We start from the raw sequence: 16,681 nt of genomic DNA, 5'->3' as shown, positions 1-16,681 counted from the left end.
GTTCCTATCCTTGTAAAATATCACGCAGCGTCTGGTCCAGATGAGGAAACTTAAACGTGTAGCCTTCCCTCTCCAAACGCTCGGGGATCACCCAGCGGCTCTTTAGAATCAGCTCCGTCTCCGTCTGGATCATCACGGCGCCCAGCTCCAGCAGCCACTTCGGCGAGGGCAGTCCGAAACTGCGGTTCATCACCCGCCGCAGCTCGCTCATGAGCTCCCGATTCGTGACAGGATTCGGGGAGGCGCAGTTAAACACGCCGCTCAAATCTTCCCTAGCCTGGAGAAACGAGATGATTCCGTAAATGTCCTCGATGTGAATCCAGCTGAAACGCTGGGTACCAGGCCCCTGAACACCGCCAAGCCCGAAGCGGACGAGGTTCTTGTATGGCGTCATCACGCCTCCGTGTTCGCCAAGGACAATGGCGATGCGCAGCGCAGCCTGTCTTGTTGCCGGTAATTTGAAGGAGAAGAAGGCCTGCTCCCACGCTTTGGCCACCTCGACGGAGAAGCCGGTTCCGATCTCGCCGCCCGCTTCCGTCATCGGGCGATCCTCAGCATGCCTGTAGATCGTGGCTGTGCTTGAATTGATCCACAACGCAGGCGGCTGCTTGCAGGCTAGCACGGCAGCGCCAAGAAGCTGAGTCGTCTCCGTACGCGAATCTATAATGGCCTTCCTGTTCTTCTCCGTATAGCGGCAGTCGACGGACTTTCCCGCCAGATTGATCAGCATCTCCGCTTGTTCTAGAGCTTCTACAATGTCCTTGTGATTCTGCCAAGAAATATGTCCAGGCCGTCTGGAAATATGTATTACTTCATAGCCTTGCTGTTGAAACTTGTCACTTAAGTAGGTTCCGATAAAGCCGGTTCCCCCGGCCAAGATGATTTTTCCGGCCATAAGCACAGCAACTCCATTTCTGCCCCCGTTGTTGCATGGGCGGGGCTGGTTATTATTTATGATTCAAACGGCCTGTTTCACCGTTCGCTTAATTATGTAGACGTCGGCAGGGGGCTAAAGTTACACTTTCGGATATATTTCTCAATAATAGAGCCTTGTTTTCATAAAAAAGATTTGGGACAATAATAAACAGAATTTTAAATTCTGAAAAGAGGATAAAACATGTTGAATACATCATCCATTTATGGATTTACGCTAGATCAGCTGATCGCCTGGCTGGAGGAGCGGGGACACAAGAAATCACGCGCGCTCCAGGTATGGGATTGGCTTTACCGCAAACGGGTACACAGCTTCGCGGATATGAATGACGTCAGGCCTGAGGTTGTTGCGCTGCTGGAAGAGAATTTCGTGATGGAGACGCTGACAGAGCAGGTGAAGCAGCAGTCTGCGGACGGAACAGTCAAGTTTCTCTTTAAACTGGCGGACGGCAATCTGATTGAGACGGTTTTAATGAGGCATAAGTTCGGTCTCTCCGTCTGCGTCACCACACAGGTCGGCTGCAATATCGGCTGCAGCTTCTGCGCGAGCGGATTGCTGAAGAAGAGCCGTGATTTAACGAGCGCCGAAATCGTGGAACAAATCATGAAAGTACAGTTCCATTTGGATGAGGCTGGACAGGAGGAACGGGTAAGCCATATCGTCGTTATGGGCATCGGCGAGCCGTTTGATAACTTTACGAACGTATCCAACTTTATTCGTACGGTGAAGGACCACAAGGGTCTGGCCATCGGTCCGCGCCGCATTACCGTATCCACAAGCGGCCTCGCGGACAAAATCATTGAGTTTGCCGACTCCGACCTGAAGGTCAACCTGGCGATATCACTGCATGCCCCCAACAATGAGCTGCGGACGCGCATTATGAAGATCAACCGGGCCATCCCGATCGAGCAACTGATGGAGGCTGTAGACTACTACCTGGCTAAATCGAATCGCAAGGTTACCCTGGAATATATTTTGCTAAGAGACGTTAACGATGGTCCAGAGCATGCGCTGGAGCTTGCTGAGCTGATCGGCACTCGCCGGGGCGGAGTTACGGTCAACCTCATCCCTTACAACCCTGTGGATGAACACGGCCAGTACCAGAGAAGCCGCAAGGAATCGATTCTGGCCTTTTATGATGTGATGAAGAAGCAGGGAATCAACTGCAGCGTCCGTCTGGAGCATGGCACGGATATCGATGCGGCCTGCGGTCAGCTGCGCAGCAAGCAGATTAAGAAGGATAAGAGAATATCCTAGGTAAGTCTGCAATAAATGGTCTCGCCGCCTATAGACCTGAGCCGTTACCGTCCCTCATTCCTCTCATAGACTAATATGTAATATGAATAGGGAGGATGAGGATTTTGGTTGAAGCCTATTATAATTGCCTGCGCTGTAAAAATAAAAGGGTTCGCATTCTGACCAGGGACGGGCGGCAGTACTCGGGAACTATAGTTGATGTAGACTACAACAACGTTTATTTGCGTCCCGATCCCAGAGGGGTTGTCAAAACCTCGGCATTCTATCCAGGCTTTTATGGCGGTGAAATTTTGACGCTAAGCCTGTTTACGCTGCTGGCGATCGCTTTGATTTAAACGTATGGTTATGCTGAAAGGGCTGTCTCAGAAGTCATCATAAATGACTGGGGGCGTCCCTTTCTTTTTGAAGGCTATCCGCTTCTGCGGAATCTCTCTCTTGCCGGCGACCTATTCTTTGGCTCATCTTATATAGGCTATCGAACTCTAAAATCCTACCCTTTGGCCTATGTTATATAAGCCGTCGACTCAAACACTAAAACCCCACTCCCTAGCTTATGTTAGGTAAGTTGTTGAACACGATCACTGAAACCTCACTCCTTGGCTTATGTTAGGTAAGTTCTTGAACACGATCACTAAATGGAATTCATGTATCTAATTATGCTCTAAACGAATGTTTTGGAGGATTAGATGGATTTCATGCATTTAAAATCCAGAATCCGGCCTATGATAGCGATCTCCCTTCTTCTAACGACATGAAATCCATTTAAATCTACTTTTCTTTCCTTGCCGCAGAAACTAACTACTATAAATCCATTTAGAACGTGAAATCCGCGATTAGCTTGGCGTAAGGGAGGCATGAGCGTGCTTGGTACATCAGGGGTAATCCGAGGCATGAGCGTGCTTGGTCACATTAGGGGTAATCCGAGGCATGAGCGTGCTTGGTCACATTAGGGGTAATCCGATGCAAGGAGCGTGCTTGGTCACATTAGAGGTAACCCGATGCAAGGAGCGTTTTTGGTCACATCAGGAGTAATCCGAGGCAGAGAGTGTGTTTGGCCAAGGGGCAACCGATTGTGTTGCAGGTTTTCTTTGCGAGGCTTGGACAAGGTTCATGTGCAGTTTGGGCTTATGGCCTTAGCCCACAATCTACTGATAGCAGCAAGCAGCCGCCTCGCTGCTTTCTTACAAAGGCGGTGGCCACTACAAAGATGGAGTGGAAGCTTTACGTTTTCCCTCCAACCTTTTATTTTTGGGACTTATTGGACAGCCCCTCTGTATAGGCGGCTATGCAGCAGTTCCCATCAGTAGTAGGCCATTGGGGCATTGCTGAAAAATTGCTGAAAAATCCTTTGTCTAAACCGAGGAAGTCTGCTACAATAACCCCGAATCTACTAATTTCATATTTTACTTATACGGTGCTGCCCATAATCTATTATGAAGCAGCTTAATAGGGAAGTTCGATGTAAATTCGACGCGGTCCCGCCACTGTAACGCGGAGCTGACTATCGTAAAGCCACTGTTGATCAACAATGGGAAGGTGATAGTTAAGCGATGAAGCGAAGCCAGGAGACCTGCCGTGTAAGGGCTCTGCAATTTCTCACGAGGATGGGATGGAGATGTTTATTCGTGCTGCTGCCGTTATGCGTGATCATGCGTCATAGGGCGGCGATCGTATGTATAGTTCGACACGGACAAAACTTCGAAACATCTTTCTTTGGGGAAAGATGTTTTTTTGTTGTCCACATTACAAGATGGTAAAGGAGAGCGGACGTTGAACAGTTGGAGGAAATGGATGAAGAGAAGCTTGCCTATGGTGATGAGCTTCGTGCTGCTGTTATCGCTGATTAATCCCCAGCTCGCCAAGGCGGCGGGAGGAGCAGGCGACACACGGCTGCAAGGAATGATTGAGAGTACCCTCGATTACTACGAGGAGCAGTATCGTGATCCAAGCTCTACGAAACGAATCGAGTCCTGGTGGGAGCTCGTAGCTTTGTGGGGGGCGGGAGTAGATTTGCAGGATGGACAATGGAGATTGCCTTCCTGGGAGCTGACTGCACCTAATTTGACGCCGAATAACTATGGAACCGAGCACATCAGATACATATTCGGGCTGCTGGCAATGGGTCAGGATCCGGCGCATGCCTGGGAGACAGATCGGAATTTATGGGCCGAGCTGGCTGCCCAGCAGGATCCGGATACCGGAGCTATCGGTGGAGTAAATAAGCATATTTGGGCGATGCTGGCTCTGAATGCCGGGGTCAAGCTCGGCGCGGACGTTGGTCCGTGGGATCAGGCCGCGGAGAAGAAGGCTTTGGAATATTTGCTTCAATGCCAGTATGCTGATGGCGGATTTGGCCTCAGCCCAAGCGGAAGCTTCGGTGACACCGATATGACGGGCATGGCCCTGCTGGCGTTAGGGAAATATCAGGGGCAAAGTGCGGTAGACAGCGCCATTCAGCGGGCCAAGGAGCTTCTGAAGCAGAGACAGCTCGACAATGGCGGGTTCGATTCACCTGGAACATGGGGTTCCGGAGACAACTCGAACAGCCTGTCTTCTACAGTATCCGGCCTGATCGCTGCAGGCGGCGATGCATTATCCTCTGAGTGGATCGAGAACGGCCGCTCGGTATTGGATGCGTATGAGCAGTTCCAGCTGGCTGACGGCTCCTTCAAATGGAAAGCCGCTGATACAAGAATGAACAGCATGTCTACGGAGCAGGCGCTGGTTGCGCTGCTTGACATCCTGCATGGACAATCGACCTGGTACCGTATTGCCGAGGCAACGCCGGCCCAGCCTGGCATTGCCGCACAGCTGCAGGTGACCGGGATGGACAGCGAGATTTATGCGCCTCGGACTGTGACGGTAGCGGCTAGCGGCGGGGAGGTTACGGCGCTAGACGTCATGAAGCAGGGACTGGATACAGCTGTCCCGCCCATCAGCTACAGTATTACAGGCAGCGGTAGCTACGCTTACGTTACGGAGATAGCGGGCCAAACCGCCGGAGCCCTGGGCGGCTGGGACGGCTGGATGTATACCGTCAATGGGGCCGCGCCTGACGTCGGGGCTGGCGATTATCTCATTCAATCCGGTGATCAGGTTCATTTCTATTACAGCCGTTGGGCCAGCCTGTCGGCGACATCAGCTGAAATCAGTCATGGCACCGTAGACCCGGCGGTTGAATTGAAGCTGGTTGGGGATACGTTTACACCGGCTGCGCAGCAGGCCAGCCATTGGCTCATCGACCCGGGGTCGACCGGGCTGCAGGTGGCCGGCATTACTCTGGTGAACGAGCAGCAAGCCCGCATTGCATTTGCCGGCCAAGCCGTGGAGGGCACGATTTCCATGCAAGCCTTGGCCGGAGCTCTGACTGGACAGAGCGATGCAGAGGCTGTAACTGTTCATGTGGCAGCCTATGCTGGGCCAATTCAGGAAGAGATTATTCCTGTTCCGGATAGTGAGACTCATTTTGAGTACGGCTCTTATGGAGACCCGTTGACGGAAGACAAAGTCATTCTGCAGTTTACCAAGCTCCAGCTGCCGCAGGTTACTACCGTCACGGACAGCACCTATTTCGACATTGAACCGAATACAGAGGTGACTTCCACAGGATGGAACAAGCTTATTCAATTGCCGAGCAAGCTGAGCATCACGGATGCCGCGTTAATCGGCAACATAAATGCTGCTCTGTCCTCATCGAATCAGGAGCTTGCGGGAATCGCAATCCGTGTGAAAGTAGGCGGCGATGAGCAGATTGATTTCACCCGCCACGTCACATTAAAGCTAACGGGCCAAGGCAGCCGGCATGCTGGCTGGATCGGCAGCGACGGCAGCTTTCACCCGATTCCAAAATATGGCGACTCATCGTCAAGAGAGGACACAGTATATGCATATGCCGATGACCGCGGAGACTTGGTCATCAGAACAACGCATTTCACGGAATTTATCGCTTATGATTTAAAGACTAAAGATAACCCTGGACAGGGCGGCGGGCCTGGTAACGGCGGAAGCAGCCCTGGAGATGACAGCGGGAATGGCAGCAGTCCTGGCGGCGGCGGAACTCCTGGCGGCTCACCTGGTGACGGCGGGAATCCGGGCGGAGGCGGCGTCACCAATCCCCCTGTGTCCCGTACAGTTACTCTATCTGTCGAGAAGCGTACGATTGGCGAGGGAGATATCATCTCACCCGTGTCAGTAACGCTGCAGGACGGAGATACTGCATTTACGGTTCTCAGAAGAGCGGCGCAAGCTCGAGGCGTATCGGTTGACTACACCGGTTCGGATGCAACTCTGTACGTCAAGGGCATTGCCGGCCTGAGCGAGTTTGATAAAGGGCCTGAGAGCGGCTGGATGTATTCGGTGAATGGCGTGTTCCCGAACTACAGCGCCGGGCTGTATACGCTAAAGAACGGGGACGTTCTCCGTTGGCGCTATACGACGAATCTCGGAAAAGATCTTGAAGCCGGAGATGCCGGAGGCGGTGCACCGGTACCCGGAGCACCTGGTGCAGGAGGAGCTGCAGGAGGCGGCGAAGCTGGCGGATCGCTAGGACAAGCCGCAGCGGCAACGCCGGAGCAGAAAGAGGCCTCGCTGGTACGCATTAAGGAGGCCATCGCCCGCTCAGCGGCTTGGATTCTGAACAACCGCAGCTTTTCCAAGCATGACAATTTCAATGATTGGGATGCCATTGCGTTGGCCCGCTCCGGCAAGCAAGTCCCTGCGGAGTACTATTCCGTGCTCGAAAGCCATATTCGGGAGAAGAACGGTGAATTCCGGCTAGTGACGGATTACGAGCGCATGGCGCTGGCCGCCGTCTCGATCGGTAAAGACCCGCGCAGCGTGGCCGGGTTCGATCTCTTGGAGAAAATCTATAACAATACGCGCATGACCAACCAGGGAACGAACGGGCTCGTGTTCGCGCTGCTGGCTCTGGACGCGGCGAAGGCCGATATTCCGGGCGATGCGCTGTGGACACGGGATAAGCTGATCGCGGCTGTACTGCAGCAGCAGAACTCCGACGGCGGGTTCCCGATCAGCAAGGAGACCAATGGCCAAAGCGACATAGATATGACAGCTATGGCTCTGCAGGCCTTGGCGAAATACCAGGACCGCAAGGCGGTCAAGGCGGCGACGGATAAGGCGCTGGCCTGGCTGTCGCAGCAGCAGCAGGCGAATGGCGGCTTTAAAGCGTGGGGCGTAGAGACGAGCGAGAGTATTTCGCAGGTTATTATTGCGCTGTCCAGCCTTGATATTCCGCTGGATGATAAACGGTTTGTCAAGGCCCGCGGTGATCTTCTCACGGCGCTGCAGGTCTATATGAATAAGGATGGCGGCTTTGCCCATACGGCTGGAGGGGCCAGTGATTACATGGCGACTCATCAGGGCCTGATGGCGCTTGGGGCGTATGAGCGGATGCTGAAGAAGCAAAGCGCGCTGTTTGATATGTCCGATATTCAAGCTTCCGCTCCCCAACCGGCTCCGGCTGCATACGGGGATGAAGCCTCGATATCTGCATGGGCCAAGGAAGCGGTTGGCAGAGCCGCAGAGCTTGGACTGATGACCGGGACAGGGACGGCGTCGCCGCAATTTGAGCCGAAGCGCGGCTTGACGCGTGCGGAATTCGCGGTGCTGGTCGTCAAACTGGCAGGCGAAGGGCCGTCCGGGAATGCGGCAGGCTTTAACGATGTCAGCCCAGGCTCCTGGTATGCCGGGTATGTAGCGGCTGCTAAGGAGCAAGGTCTGATTTCCGGCCTGAGCGATAATCAATTCGGACCGAACCAGCAGATCACAAGACAGGAAATGGCTACGATCCTTGTGCGGATGCAAGGACAATTGCAGCCGAATGCAGGGGAGGGCACAGCCTCCAACCGCGTTCTTAAGGATCGAGAGCAGGTCTCGGATTGGGCAGCGGCTTATGTGGATGCGGCGATTCAATCGGGGCTTATGTCAGGAGACGGCGATTATTTCCGCCCGCACGAGCAGGTTACTAGAGAAATGGCCGCCGTTGTCATTGTAAAAATGTATGAAATGATCCATTCATAGAATCAACCGGGAGAAGGAGCCTTAAGCCTCCTTCTTTCCCTATTTATATGATTACTATAGCTTGGGGAGGGCTTATGCAGGATTGGAGCAAAGCAATGTGGCGCAACAGAAATAAACTCTTCGGACTGCTGGCCGTGCTGGCGATTGTGCTGGCTGCGGTATGGTTTTACGGGGGAGATCGACTTGCCCCTGAGTCGAAGCCCAAGCTCGAGGCGGCGCAGCAGGCAAGCCTTGCGGTAGAGCCGGGTACGGGGCAGCAGGAGTCACCCGGCAGCGCCAATGCAGGCGAGGGCTCATCCGCGGATTCACCCGCGCCTGCCGGTGCAGATGCTGGAGAGCCGGGAGCAGCTGTGGGTACTGAGGAGCCGGGAACAGCCGAGGGTGCTGAGGAGCTGGGAACAGCAGCTGGCGGGGAGAGCGGTTCGCTGTCAGCGGTGTCGGGGCAAGAGGAATCAGCCTCATCGCTGCCGGCCAGAAATACTGAAGCGAAGCCGCTCTCTGACACTGGGGATGGAGATGCTTCCGGGAGCGCAGCAGCCCTTGGAGCAGGTGGGAAGGATCAAGGATCTTCCATTCATGCCTCCCAGCCTGGGCCTCTGCCTGAAGCAGGCGGGCCGCAGCCACAGCAGGTAGGGAGTGGCGATAGCAAAGCCGGTACTGCCGTAGAAGCTAAGACGCCGAGCGAAAGCGGCCCAGCCTCCGCGGGTTCAATCTCCGCAGGCCCTGCCTCAACTCCTGGAGCTGCCATAAAGTCAGGCAAGGAACAGGGAAGGGTCGCGGAGGCGGAGGCAGGCTCTGGCGATTTTGTGACCCTGACTATCGTTGGGGCACCGGATATCGGCACGATTATGGAGACGACCAAGGTGGACATCGGCGATTCGAAGACCGTGCTGGATGTATTGAAGAAGGCGGCGCGGAGTCAAAAGATGCAAATGGAGTATACCGGAACTGGAGCAACCGCATATGTACAGGGCATCGATAATTTATATGAATTCGACAAGGGCTCCGGCAGCGGCTGGATGTACAGTGTGAATGGCAAATTTCCTAACCGGAGCGCGGGAATCTGGCCGCTGAGCCCGGGGGATGATATCCGGTGGCTGTATACGGAAGATTTGGGCAAGGATTTGGGCGCTGGTGCAGAGGACGGTTTATGGGATGGGAAGAGCTGATATGGTCTACGGGTTCTCAGGCCTGCATCCGCGATTATGCCTGCTGTATTTCATCGTGCTGCTGGCAGCATGCATGATGTTTCAGCATCCGGTCTATCTGCTGGCGTCGTTACTATGCATTATAGTGCTCCTCTTCTCTCTTGACGGGGGGCGGGCTTTGAAGAAAGTCATCAAAGGCTATCTGCTGATCGCCTTGATTATATCGATCTCGAACCCGCTGTTCTCCAGCCGGGGCGCTACGATCCTGTTCTACATGATGGATCGCCCAGTTACGCTGGAGGCTATCGCGTACGGCGCAATTTTTGCCTTGTCGCTGTTGAATATCCTGCTCGCCTTCGTCGCCTTTAATTTGGTTGTGACGCCGGATAAGCTGCTGTATCTGCTGACGCCGTACGCGCCTCGAACGGCCTTTGTGATTACTGTAACGCTTCGCTTCGTCCCTCTGCTGACCCGCAGATTGCAGCAGATCATGACGATTCAGAAGGTGATGGGCTATTTGCAGCCCGGAGGGAGCAAGAAGCATCTGATGCGGGAAGGCATGGAGACGATGCATACCCTCGTCGGCTGGTCCTTGGAGGAAGCGCTGCAGACGGCCGGCTCCATGCGGGCCAGGGGCTACGGAATCGGGCGAAGAAGCAGCGGTACGGCGTACCGGATGGATCGCCGGGACAGGCTTGTGCTGTGGATCATGACCGTAACGGGGCTGAATATAGTCATTGGGGCGCTGTTCGGCGTTAACCACTATGAGGTGTATCCTCGGCTGCAGGGATGGCAGTGGTCGGTTCAGCTAGCGATTCATTTGCTTAGCTATGCTGTATTCCTGGCCATCCCCCTGGCGATGAATGGGAAGGAGTGGCTGCATTGGCGCTTTATCAAATCGAACATGTAAGCTTCAGATATCCGGAAGCATCGGTTGCGATGCTGGCGGACATAAATCTTACTGTTGAAGAGGGAGAATTCGTATTGCTATGCGGGCCATCCGGCTCGGGCAAGACGACGCTGCTTCGCCAGCTAAAGCGGGAGATCCGGCCGGAGGGACAGCGTGGGGGAGAAATACGGTACAGGGGAAGTCTGCTGGATGACTTGGAGAAGCGGTGCTCTATTGAGGAAATCGGAATGGTTTTTCAGGATCCCGACAATCAAATCGTCATGAATACGGTATGGCAGGAGCTTACCTTCGCTATGGAAAATCTGGGCTACCCCACGGAGCAAATTCAGCGCAGAATCGGCGAGCTCGTTCAATTTTTTGACATGGAAGACTGGCTGCAGCTGGAGGTACATGAGCTGTCAGGGGGGCAGAAGCAGCTTCTCAACCTGGCCTCCGTCATGTCCTTGCGGCCTAAGGTTCTGCTGCTTGACGAGCCGACGGCTCAACTGGACCCGATTGCCGCCAAGGAGTTCATCCAGCTGCTGGCCCGGATCAATGAGGAGCTGTCCATGACTATTATCATTAGCGAGCATAGAGTCGAGGAGCTGTTCCCCCTCGCATCCCGGATTGTCATGCTTAAGGCGGGGGAGGTCGCCTACGCCGGGGAGCCGCAAGAGACTATGCGCGAAATTTGGAACGGCCGGGATGAATTCTTCATGCCCTATCTGCCCGCTGTCAGCCGATTATTTCTGGGCGCTGGCGGTATGGATGCCTGGAGCAGGCCCGAGCAATCGATCCCGCTTACCGTCAAAGCAGGCCGGCATTGGATTAGCGAGTACACCAAGGCATTGGCGGAATCCCTTGCCAGGACGCCTGCAGAAGCATCAGCATTAACAGATGGGGTAAGCGGGCCGCCATCCAAAACATCATTCGCACCGCTAAATCATGGGCAGACATTGAATGAGCAAGTTATACAGCAAACCGCACAGCGAGTGGTACAGCAAGCTGAGCGCAAAGATGGATTGCAATCGGAATGGCAAGCTGAACAGCAAACGGAACGGCAAGCCGAGAGGCCTGGAGCGTCTTTACTGGAATGCAGGGACTTGTTCTTCACCTACGAGAAGCATGCGCCTCTTGTGCTGAAGGGCTGCTCGCTGCACATTCGGCAGGGGGAATTCTTCACTTTATTCGGCGGGAACGGCTCAGGCAAGTCTACGCTCCTGTATCAAATTGCGGGTGTGAGGAAGCCGCAGCGCGGGAATATTTTTATGGAGGGAAAATCTTTACTTCGCAGCAGCACTGCCGAGAGAAGCCGATGGATCGGGTACGTAGCCCAGAATCCGTTGCTTTACTTCACCAGGGATACGGTAAGGGCGCAGTTCAAGGATCGAATCGAACGGCTGGAGCTAAGCTTGGAGCAAGGGGGACGGCGGGGTCAGGCGTTCACCGTCAGCAGACAGGAGCGGCTATACGAACTGGTGGAGCTGTTTGAGCTGAAGGAGTCGCTGGACCAGCATCCGCTTGATCTGAGCGGAGGACAGCAGCAGAAGGCAGCGCTTATTCTTGTCCTTCTAGCGGAGCCGCGATTGCTGCTGCTAGATGAGCCTACGAAAGGGCTGGATCCTACCTCCAAAATGAAGCTGGCTGCACAGCTTGAGGCTATCCGCGAGAGGGGGACAACCATTCTAATGGTCAGCCATGACATCGAATTTGCAGCTCATTATGCGACCCGCTGCGGGCTGCTGTTTGACGGCAAGCTGGTTGCGGCAGACGAGACGAGGGATTTTTTGCGGGACAATTACTTTTATACGACAATCATTCACCGCACGGCGGGTGAGTTCTTCCCTGCGGCTATGACTATGAAGGATATTGAAATGCTATGGGAAAAATAAAACGCTTGATCTATACCGGCAGCCTCATCGCGGTAATCCTGCTGCTTGCCGCAGTGTTCTGGTTCGAGGAATACTATCTTCCGCTCAGCTTCCTGATCATTGGCCTGGCGATTGTTCCGTTCTTTATCCGCTTCGAGAGGAAGAAGCTGAGGGCGGAGGAAATTTTGCTTGTGGCTATGCTGGGAGCCATCGCAGCTGTGAGCCGCGTGCCTTTTGCGCCGCTCCCCAGCGTGCAGCCAACGTCTTTTGTCATTATCATGGCGGCTCTGGCCTTTGGAGCGGAGACGGGATTTCTCGTAGGCAGCATCGCCGCCGTCGTATCGAACATATTCCTGGGGCAAGGGCCATGGACGCCATGGCAGATGTTCTGCTGGGGGATGATCGGTTTCACGGCGGGTCTGCTTAAGGATACGTTCTGGATGAAGCGGATGTGGGGCAGAAATATTTTTGGCTTCCTGTGGGGATTTCTGTTTGGCTGGATCATGAATTTATGGTTCCTCATCGGCTTCTATGATCAATTATCCTGGCCGGTATTCGCATCGGCCTATATCGCCAGCTTCTATTTCGATTTGGCTCATGCGCTGTCGAACGTATTCTTTCTTACGCTATTCTCAGGAGTATGGATGCGAATCCTTATCCGGGTCAAATCGAAGTATGGCCTGTTGAACCCGGAGGACTCGCCGATTAAATCACCGCAATCGCCATAATGGCCCAGCCGATCAGGAAGGCTACGCCGCCTAGCGGCGTAATCGCCCCAAGCTTGCGGATACCCGTCAGGCTTAGCGCGTACAGGCTGCCTGAGAATAGAATGACGCCCGCGAACAGGAACCAGCCGGCCAGCATCATAAGGGAAGCCGATTCGAATTGCGCAGAGATCAAGCCTAGCAGCAGCAAGCCAAGGGCATGCGCGATGTGGTATTGGATTCCGGTTTGATAAATTTTCATCATTTCCTCGGACAGCTTCTTCTTCAATGCATGGGCTCCGAACGCTCCCAAGGCTACAGCAAGGAACATCATGCCCGCGCCGAGCAGCAGCAATGTGGTCATAGATATAACACCTCCCATTCCAAATAGTAGCGATTACAGGCGGAGCCGTCAATTCAAGAAAGGACGGGAGGAAAGGGGTGAGAGGCAGCTGTTCTACAGGACAAGATCAAATGCGGCGAGCTGTGCTCTCCTTGGTGTCACAAAATCGGAGGTTCATTTGTCTACTTTGTATCACATATATTAAGGAGAGATGGACCATGAGTCTGCGGTTAAATTTTCGAGCGGCCAACCCTGCTGCATATCAAGCGATGTCTGGATTGGAGAATTACACTAAGGATAGCAGCGTAGATCCCGTTACAAATGAGTTGATCAAGCTTCGTGCGTCACAAATCAACGGATGCGCCTACTGCTTGGATATGCACGCCAAGGACTTGATGACGATGGGGGATCATGCCGACCGTATTTTGCTGCTGAGCGTATGGCGGGAGGTCCCGCATTTATTCACGGATCAGGAACGGGCCGCGCTGGAGCTCACGGAATGCGTGACGAACATTTCGCGTGAGGGAGTGCCTCAGCCAGTCTATGAGAGAGTGAGGCAGTATTTCACCGAGAGCGAATACGTAGATTTGCTGATGGCGATAAATACGATTAACAGCTGGAACCGCCTGGCTATTTCATCCGGACTTTTTCCCGGCTGCTTTGGAGCATGAAATGGTAATATAAGAAAATAAAAGGCTATAGCGAAAGGAAGCCGTTCCGGCTTCTTTTTGGCATTTGGAGGAGGGAACGGCTTGACGGTGCCATCGCAAGATGAGGAGGCTCGGACTCAGGAGATGGAGCAATCTGAGCAGATTAGGGTGATACGGAAGGTGGAGCAGCTTCAGTGGATGGAGCAATCTCAGCAGATTAGGGCGTCTCAGCAGGTGAAGCAGTCTCAGCAGATTGAGAAGCCTCATCAGGTGGAGAAGTCTCGGCAGATTGCACAGGCTCCACAGATTGAACGGGCCCGGCAGGACAGCCGGACCCGACAAACCAGAGATGACGGGAACGGCCCAAGGGATGAGGCGGCTGAGCAGACGGGAATGGATCTCCATGCTTTAACAGACCTCGATGCTTTGTATCGGAATTACCGGGCATATGCCTTTTCCATTGCATACCGGATGCTGGGTGTGGTATCCGATGCCGAGGATGTGGTTCAGGATTGGTTTATGGAGATGCAATCCAGAGATTTGACCGAAATCCGGGATGTAAAAGCTTATTTGGCCCGAGGAATTACCAACCGCAGTCTGAATGTATTGAAATCCGCACGCAAGCAGAGGGAGGTATATGTCGGCGAATGGCTTCCTGAGCCGCTCGTCGCCGATTACGAGTCTCCCGAACAGACACTGGAGCGCCAGGACGTAATATCGTATGCCTATCTGGTCATGCTTGAGCGCCTTGCGCCGATGGAGCGGGCGGTCTACCTGCTTCGGGAAGTATTTCAATATGACTATTCCGCGATTTCAGAAATGCTGGGCAAGTCGGAGAGCAACTGTCGCAAAATATGCAGCCGGGCCAAGCAGAGACTAAAGGCGGGGGGCGTGGAAACTGACAAACCTGCCGCTCCCGGCCAGGAGGCCGCAAGAAAGCTGATCGAGCGGTTCATTGCCGCATTCGAGCGATATCAGGTGGAGGAGATGCTTGAGCTGCTGGCGGAGGATGCGGTATTGATTACCGATGGCGGGGGCTATACCCGTTCCGCGATTTTCCCGATTATAAGCCGGGGGCGCGTGCTGGCATTGTTGACTTCCCCGAAGGCGTTTAAGGAATTGCGCAGCTGGGAAGCCGTATTGACTGAGGTAAACGGAGAGCTGAACCTCGTATTCAAGAAGGACGGCCAATTGAAAGGGATATTATGCTTTCAATGGACGGGTGAAGCGAACGGGATTCAAAATTTATATTTGCTGCTCAATCCTCAAAAGCTAAGCCATCTGCAAACCATTCGGCATGAGTGAGATCATAAATCTTGCTCATGTTTTTTTATGGCTGAAAATTAATAATAATAATAACTTTACAATAGTGTGCGGCATACAGTATATTGGGAGCAGGAGTTGATCATGATGACTGATATTCAAGAGGTCGTGAATGGATTACTGCAGGAATTAAGGCGGGGAACGATCATCATAGGCGTATTGAGCCAGTTGTCGGAGCCCCAGTATGGATATTCGCTTGTGATGATCCTCGAGGAGAAGGGGATGGCGATTGATCCCGGCACGCTGTATCCCTTGCTTAGAAGATTGGAGAAGCAGGGGCTGCTGGAGAGCGAGTGGGACACGACGGAAAGCCGCCCGCGGAAATATTATCGGCGGAGCGAGCTCGGCACCGAGGTATACCGCCAGCTATGCTCGGATTGGCGGGAAATGAATCGAAGCGTTGAGAGCTTGCTGGATTTGAATTGAATATTTAGGAGGAGTGACTCGTGGATTATGTGCAGAGATATATTTATGCTGTAACGCAGAAGCTGCCCGAGGGGCAGAGAGAGGACATTAAGCTGGAGCTGCAGGGCTTGATTGAAGATATGCTGGAGGAGCGCACGCAGGGCAGGCCTGTGACGGAGGGCGATATCGAGACGGTGCTCCGCGGGCTGGGAAGTCCGCAGGAGCTGGCAGTCAAATACCAAGTCCGTCCTAGATACTTGATCGGCCCCGCCTACTTCGATGCTTATATCGCAATACTGCGTATTGTCATGATCTCTATTGGCATCGGGCTTACGATCAGCTTTGCCGTTCAAGCTCTCATTACGCCAGCGGAGCTGCTGGAGCACTTTGTTTCCTATATCGTGTCGGTCATAACGATCGGTGTACAGGGCTTTGCCTGGGTAACCTTTTCCTTTGCCATTATTGAATACGCTGGCGTAAAGCCGAAGGATCGGGGCGCGAGCGAGCGGAAATGGTCTCTAGCCGAACTTCCCGAGGTTCCTGATCGCAGGCTGCTTATTAAGCGGAGCGAGCCTATTACGGGAATTATATTCGCTGTGCTATTTGCTGTGTTATTTACGTTTTCGGTGGAGCTGATCGGGGCTATTATTTTTAAGGACGGCCAGTTCCAAGGGACAGTCTCCGTATTCCATACAGAGAATTTCACCCGGTATTTGCCGCTCATTTGGGGGCTTACAGCACTCAGCATCATGAAGGAATCGGTCAAAATGATCTTCGGCAAATGGACGCGCGGTGTCATGCTGTCACATATGATATTTAATGTAGCCTTGCTGATACTGATGGTTATTATGTTCAAGGATCCAGCCGTTTGGAATCCGTATTTTATGGAGCAGCTGGTGCAGTTAAATGTCTTAACACCTGGCAGTGAGGCGTTCGAATGGGTCGAGGGGATCTGGAACGAGGGCAGAAAGTGGTTTGTTTATATCGTGGGACTCGTAACATTTATCGATATGGTGACCGTTTTGGTGAAGGTGTATCCGATTCGTAAAGGCTCGGCAGAGCATCAGGAACCCGTTCATTGATGTGAAAAGCTTAGAGGTAACTGGCGGCAGTAAAAA

General features: G+C 53.5%; 13 protein-coding genes and 1 riboswitch. Of the genes, 11 read left to right on the top strand and 2 right to left on the bottom strand.

The window, feature by feature from the left end:
- Window positions 1-4: 4 nt before the first annotated feature.
- Entirely contained in the window at window positions 5-895 is an 891-nt protein-coding gene (locus BN2762_RS06835; RefSeq protein WP_055106267.1) for a TIGR01777 family oxidoreductase, read from the bottom strand.
- Between the two features lie 225 nt (window positions 896-1,120).
- Between BN2762_RS06835 and rlmN the strand changes: the two genes are divergently transcribed.
- The 7 genes from rlmN (at window position 1,121) to BN2762_RS06800 (ending at window position 12,866) form a co-directional block, all read left to right on the top strand.
- Window positions 1,121-2,191, top strand: coding sequence for a dual-specificity RNA methyltransferase RlmN (gene rlmN / locus BN2762_RS06830; protein WP_055106476.1), 1,071 nt, complete (start codon window positions 1,121-1,123; stop codon window positions 2,189-2,191).
- 95 nt (window positions 2,192-2,286) lie between these two features.
- On the top strand, window positions 2,287-2,526 hold the full coding sequence (locus BN2762_RS06825; protein WP_055106266.1) for an LSm family protein: 240 nt from the start codon (window positions 2,287-2,289) through the stop codon (window positions 2,524-2,526).
- A gap of 1,060 nt (window positions 2,527-3,586) precedes the next feature.
- Window positions 3,587-3,783, top strand: a riboswitch (cobalamin riboswitch).
- A 199-nt stretch (window positions 3,784-3,982) separates the two neighbouring features.
- Entirely contained in the window at window positions 3,983-8,230 is a 4,248-nt protein-coding gene (locus tag BN2762_RS06820; protein ID WP_055106265.1) for an S-layer homology domain-containing protein, read from the top strand.
- Window positions 8,231-8,325: 95 nt separating this feature from the next.
- On the top strand, window positions 8,326-9,399 hold the full coding sequence (locus BN2762_RS06815) for a DUF4430 domain-containing protein (RefSeq protein WP_187386484.1): 1,074 nt from the start codon (window positions 8,326-8,328) through the stop codon (window positions 9,397-9,399).
- The gene (locus BN2762_RS06810; protein WP_187386483.1) at window positions 9,386-10,288 is read left to right on the top strand and encodes an energy-coupling factor transporter transmembrane component T; all 903 of its coding nucleotides are present in this window, start codon (window positions 9,386-9,388) and stop codon (window positions 10,286-10,288) included. The genes BN2762_RS06815 and BN2762_RS06810 overlap by 14 nt, the downstream gene beginning before the upstream one ends.
- Window positions 10,261-12,159 (top strand): ABC transporter ATP-binding protein, encoded by a 1,899-nt coding sequence (locus BN2762_RS06805; RefSeq protein ID WP_055106262.1) that lies wholly within the window; start codon window positions 10,261-10,263, stop codon window positions 12,157-12,159. The genes BN2762_RS06810 and BN2762_RS06805 overlap by 28 nt, the downstream gene beginning before the upstream one ends.
- The gene (locus BN2762_RS06800; protein WP_055106261.1) at window positions 12,147-12,866 is read left to right on the top strand and encodes an ECF transporter S component; all 720 of its coding nucleotides are present in this window, start codon (window positions 12,147-12,149) and stop codon (window positions 12,864-12,866) included. Before BN2762_RS06805 ends, BN2762_RS06800 begins: the two co-directional genes overlap by 13 nt.
- On the opposite strand, the gene BN2762_RS06795 is transcribed toward BN2762_RS06800, so the two are convergent.
- Window positions 12,844-13,206 carry a DUF423 domain-containing protein gene (locus tag BN2762_RS06795; protein ID WP_055106260.1) on the bottom strand — a complete coding sequence of 121 codons (363 nt, stop codon included), beginning with the start codon at window positions 13,204-13,206 and terminating at the stop codon, window positions 12,844-12,846. The two genes, BN2762_RS06800 and BN2762_RS06795, sit on opposite strands and share 23 nt — an antisense overlap.
- A gap of 197 nt (window positions 13,207-13,403) precedes the next feature.
- On the opposite strand from BN2762_RS06795, the gene BN2762_RS06790 reads away from it, so the two are divergent.
- From BN2762_RS06790 to BN2762_RS06775, 4 genes are all read left to right on the top strand, one after another.
- Entirely contained in the window at window positions 13,404-13,856 is a 453-nt protein-coding gene (locus BN2762_RS06790) for a carboxymuconolactone decarboxylase family protein (RefSeq protein ID WP_055106259.1), read from the top strand.
- Between the two features lie 87 nt (window positions 13,857-13,943).
- Window positions 13,944-15,140 carry a sigma-70 family RNA polymerase sigma factor gene (locus tag BN2762_RS06785; protein WP_316246773.1) on the top strand — a complete coding sequence of 399 codons (1,197 nt, stop codon included), beginning with the start codon at window positions 13,944-13,946 and terminating at the stop codon, window positions 15,138-15,140.
- Between the two features lie 105 nt (window positions 15,141-15,245).
- Window positions 15,246-15,584 (top strand): PadR family transcriptional regulator, encoded by a 339-nt coding sequence (locus BN2762_RS06780; protein ID WP_055106258.1) that lies wholly within the window; start codon window positions 15,246-15,248, stop codon window positions 15,582-15,584.
- A gap of 20 nt (window positions 15,585-15,604) precedes the next feature.
- A complete protein-coding gene (locus tag BN2762_RS06775) occupies window positions 15,605-16,645 on the top strand; it encodes an HAAS signaling domain-containing protein (protein WP_055106257.1) in 1,041 nt (346 codons plus the stop codon).
- Window positions 16,646-16,681: the final 36 nt, after the last annotated feature.

It is taken from the genome of Paenibacillus ihumii, from assembly GCF_001403875.1.
GTDB classification, from domain to species: Bacteria; Bacillota; Bacilli; order Paenibacillales; family Paenibacillaceae; genus Fontibacillus; species Fontibacillus ihumii.
This window is presented reverse-complemented; position numbering and strand designations above follow the sequence as displayed.